The organism is Mucilaginibacter sp., assembly GCF_039207105.1.
Lineage (GTDB): Bacteria > Bacteroidota > Bacteroidia > Sphingobacteriales > Sphingobacteriaceae > Mucilaginibacter.
On the sequence record NZ_JBCECK010000254.1, the window covers coordinates 1 to 4,693 of the forward strand.

The window sequence follows — 4,693 nt, forward strand, 5'->3', positions numbered from 1 at the left end:
GAGAAGATCAGGGCATCAGCAGCATTCAGTTTTTCAACTTCTTCTTTTGCTTTTTTGTCGGCATCAGCGTTAGCTTCAGCTTCGTCCTTCATTTTCTTGATCTCGGCATCAGTTAAACCTGAAGATGCTTCAATACGGATCTTTTGTTCTTTACCGGTTGCTTTATCTTTTGCAGATACATGTAATATACCGTTGGCATCAATATCAAAAGTTACTTCAATTTGAGGCACACCGCGAGGTGCTGGTGGTATACCATCCAGGTGGAAACGGCCTATTGTACGGTTACCCGCAGCCATTGGGCGCTCACCTTGTAATATGTGGATCTCAACAGATGGCTGGCTATCGCTGGCAGTTGAGAATGTTTCTGATTTTTTAGTTGGGATAGTTGTGTTTGACTCAATTAATTTGGTCATTACGCCACCCATAGTTTCAATACCTAATGAAAGCGGGGTAACATCTAACAACAACACATCTTTAACCTCGCCGGTTAATACACCACCTTGAATAGCAGCACCAATGGCCACAACCTCATCTGGGTTAACACCTTTTGAAGGCGCTTTGCCAAAGAATTTTTCAACAGCTTCCTGAATTGCAGGGATACGGGTTGAACCACCTACCAGGATAACTTCGTCGATATCTGAAGTGCTTAAACCCGCATTTTTTAATGCTGATTTACAAGGATCAATAGTACGTTTGATCAGGCTATCGGCCAGTTGCTCAAATTTAGCACGGGTTAAAGTTTTAACCAAGTGTTTAGGCATACCATCGGCAGCAGTGATGTATGGCAGGTTGATCTCTGTTTGAGCAGAGCTTGACAACTCAATTTTAGCTTTTTCAGCAGACTCTTTTAAACGTTGCAAAGCCATTGGATCTTTACGCAGATCAATACCTTCATCGCTTTTAAATTCGTCAGCCAACCAGTCAATAATTACCTGGTCAAAGTCGTCACCACCTAAGTGAGTATCACCATCGGTTGATTTTACTTCAAATACGCCGTCACCTAATTCCAGGATAGATACGTCATGTGTACCACCACCGCAATCAAATACCGCGATTTTCATATCCTTGTGTGCTTTATCAAAGCCATAAGCTAAGGCAGCAGCAGTAGGTTCGTTGATGATACGACGAACTTTTAAACCAGCGATCTCGCCGGCTTCTTTAGTAGCCTGACGTTGCGCGTCGTTAAAGTAAGCAGGTACGGTAATAACCGCTTCAGTAACTTCAGTTCCTAAAAAGTCTTCAGCTGTTTTCTTCATTTTTTGAAGGATCATGGCTGATATCTCTTGCGGAGTGTATTTACGGTCGCCAATTTCAACACGTGGGGTGTTGTTGTCGCCTTTTACTACATTGTAAGGTACACGAGCAGCTTCGCTGGTAACCTCGTTAAACTGGTTACCCATAAAGCGTTTGATTGACGAAATGGTTTTTGTAGGGTTGGTGATAGCCTGACGTTTTGCAGGGTCGCCAACTTTACGCTCGCCGTTATCAATAAAAGCTACTACGGACGGCGTAGTACGTTTGCCCTCGCTGTTTGCTATAACTACAGGCTCATTACCTTCCATTACAGCTACGCAGGAGTTTGTTGTTCCTAAGTCGATTCCAATTATTTTAGACATATGATTGTTTTACTTGATTTAATATTTTCACTAACGATAGCTATTTATCAACGTTTGTGCCAATATCTATTTGGCAGAATTATAGTCAGGATGACAATTAGTGTGTCAGAGATGCAATATCAAGTGGTGACAGGTTGGCAGAATTTCACTTGACATACGGAAGTAGTGAAGCATGGGTAAGTCTATAAATTCGGTTTAATAGCTTGTATATAGCATACAGAGATGTATAGTAACCGCAAACAGGCTTACATTATATAATGTAAGCCTGTTTTATTATTCCCGGCGATTTATTTAGAAGCTTCTATTAGCGGGCTTTGGTCATAATAAGAAATCTCGACCATTATTTTTCCATCCTTATTAAATTCATCAAACTGAACGAGATGAAATGTAGCCGTCTTTTTAGTCTTTTTGTTAACGGCGGTTACCTTCCACCATGATTGTACAGTAAACGGGTCATGATCATATTCCAGCGCATCAGGATAGCCCACTTTAACTACTTGTATTTGCTCCCATTTAGCCGCAATATCAGCCCAACCTTTTTTTTGGTCTGCCATCGAGATCTTGTTAGGGCTTGATGGGTCATAGAATTTAACTGTATCGGCATATAGCTTGGATAGCCCATCCCAGTCCTGCTTTAAAAACAGTTCGGTTGTATTGTTAACAACGGTAATATAAGGGTGTTCTTTGTAAATGGTACCATTTTTCAAAGTGTTTTGGGCGAAGGCGGTACCTGCAACCAATGCAAATGCCAGGATCAAAAGATTTTTCATGTTTCTAAAATTTTAGGGGTTAAATATCAGATACTTATGCATACTGAATTTACCCAATATTTTAGACTTACACCTTTACAATTTACTGATTGTTAAACAATTATAAACACAATTATCTTTCATAACTTGTAAAATCCGTAAAGAGAACAAGAACAACGTGCAAAAAGGCTAACCCTTAAATTATCACACAAAATTTACCCTAAGAATCTTAAAGTTGACGAGTTAGTTTAACGCCATAATATAATAGCTGGGCTAAGAGTATATAAAACAAAAGTGGCCTGCTCAAATTGAGCAGGCCACTTTTTAATATCTGAAAAGAGAAATTATTCTCCTTTTTCAGCATTTTCTTCGTTCTCTGGAGTAGCAGGAGCTTCTGTAGCCGGAGTTTCAGTAGCTTCTGCAACTGGTGCTTCAGCTTTAACTTCTTCTTCAACAACTTGTGCTTCTTCAACCGGAGCAGCTTCTTTAGCAGGAACAGCAGTTTTTGCTTTTGCACCAGAACCACCACGACGACGGGTTGATTTTTTAGCAGCAGCAGCTGTATCAACACCGTAAACAGTGTTATAATCTACTAACTCGATGATAGCCATTTCAGCGTTGTCACCCAAACGGTTCTCTAACTTCACGATACGGGTATAACCACCTGGACGGTTAGCTATTTTCTCAGCAATCTCGCGGAAAAGAATAGTTGTTGCGTTTTTGTCTTGCAGGTAGCTAAACACTGTACGACGAGAGTGAGTAGTATCGTTTTTTGATTTTGTTAAAAGTGGCTCAACATAACCCCGCAAAACTTTTGCTTTTGCTAATGTTGTAGTGATACGCTTGTGTAAAATAAGCGAAGTTGCCATGTTAGCCAACATCGCTTTGCGGTGGCTGGTGGTACGACCTAAATGGTTGTTTTTGTTACCGTGTCTCATTGTTTTTTGTTTGTGGCACGTGCATACCGTTGGGCGGCGAAATCGTCAAGCCCGCGGAATTATGCCTATGTTAATTATTATTAGATTTTTCAGATTCAAGAGATAAGAATCAGGAATCAAGATCGGAAATCTTATCTCTTGGCTCTTATCTCTTTATTCTGATTTATTATTCTTCGTCTAACTTGAATTTAGACAGGTTCATACCAAAAGATAAGCCTTTTGATTTAACCAGGTCCTGGATCTCAGTCAATGACTTTTTACCAAAGTTTCTGAATTTCAACATATCAGCAACATCGTACGATACCAAATCAGCCAGGCTGCGAATATCAGCAGCTTTAAGGCAGTTTAATGCACGTACAGAAAGGTCAAGATCAACCAGTTCAGTTTTCAGGATCTTACGCATGTGCAGGATCTCTTCGTCAACCTCTTTAGTTTCTTCTTTAGCTTGTGCTTCAAGCATCATGTTCTCATCGCTGAATAGCATGAAGTGCTGGATCAGGATCTTAGCAGCTTCTTTTAACGCGTCTTCAGGGTGGATTGAACCATCGGTAGCAATATCCAAAACTAATTTTTCATAGTCTGTTTTTTGCTCAACACGATAGTTTTCAATAGTATATTTTACGTTTTTGATAGGTGTAAAGATCGAATCGATGGCGATAACACCAACATTCGCGTCCGGGTTTTTATTTTCCTCGCTCGGAACATAACCACGGCCTTTACCTACAGTAAGCTCAATTTCAAGCGTTACTGCCGAATCCATGTTACAAATAACCAGATCAGGATTTAAAACAGTAAAGTTATTAGAGAATTTAGTAACATCTCCAGCTTTAAAAGCGTCCTGGCCATTTATTATAACAAATATCTTCTCATTGTCGCCAGATTCACCTGTTTTTTTGAAACGAACCTGTTTAAGGTTCAGGATGATCTCGGTAACATCTTCAACAACACCTTTGATGGTTGAAAACTCATGCGTAACTCCTGAAAAACGTACAGAAGTAATAGCATAACCTTCAAGTGATGAAAGTAAGATACGACGCAGAGCATTACCAATGGTTACACCGAAGCCTGGTTCTAACGGACGAAACTCAAACGTACCATCAAAATCGTTTGCTTTCTGCATGATAACCTTGTCTGGTTTTTGAAATGCTAAAATTGCCATTTATATCTTTTGTTAATTGTTTACTTGCTTATCGGTTTAAGATGTGATATGAGATATCCGGGCCTTTGCCTTAATCCCCCGCACCGCTACTTAAACCATTGTTAATTTACTATAAGTTTTGAAACAGACATGAGACTTGCGACGTTTTGTCTCAAATCTCATATCTAAATTCTTATATCTTATTTAGAGTATAACTCGACGATAAGGTTTTCCTTGATGTTTTCAGGGATC

Annotated in this window: 4 protein-coding genes; all 4 read right to left on the minus strand. The window is 39.7% G+C overall.

Annotated elements, in window-relative coordinates; all coding sequences use genetic code 11:
- Positions 1–1,616: molecular chaperone DnaK (gene dnaK / locus AAGC65_RS25025; RefSeq protein WP_343115189.1), on the minus strand; the 1,616-nt coding region annotated here is incomplete at its 3' end.
- A 287-nt stretch (positions 1,617–1,903) separates the two neighbouring features.
- The gene (locus tag AAGC65_RS25030; RefSeq protein ID WP_343115190.1) at positions 1,904–2,386 is read right to left on the minus strand and encodes a nuclear transport factor 2 family protein; all 483 of its coding nucleotides are present in this window, start codon (positions 2,384–2,386) and stop codon (positions 1,904–1,906) included.
- A gap of 323 nt (positions 2,387–2,709) precedes the next feature.
- Positions 2,710–3,303, minus strand: a complete 594-nt coding sequence (rplQ, locus tag AAGC65_RS25035) for a 50S ribosomal protein L17 (RefSeq protein WP_343115191.1) — start codon at positions 3,301–3,303, stop codon at positions 2,710–2,712.
- Positions 3,304–3,469: 166 nt separating this feature from the next.
- On the minus strand, positions 3,470–4,462 hold the full coding sequence (locus tag AAGC65_RS25040; protein ID WP_343115192.1) for a DNA-directed RNA polymerase subunit alpha: 993 nt from the start codon (positions 4,460–4,462) through the stop codon (positions 3,470–3,472).
- Positions 4,463–4,693: the final 231 nt, after the last annotated feature.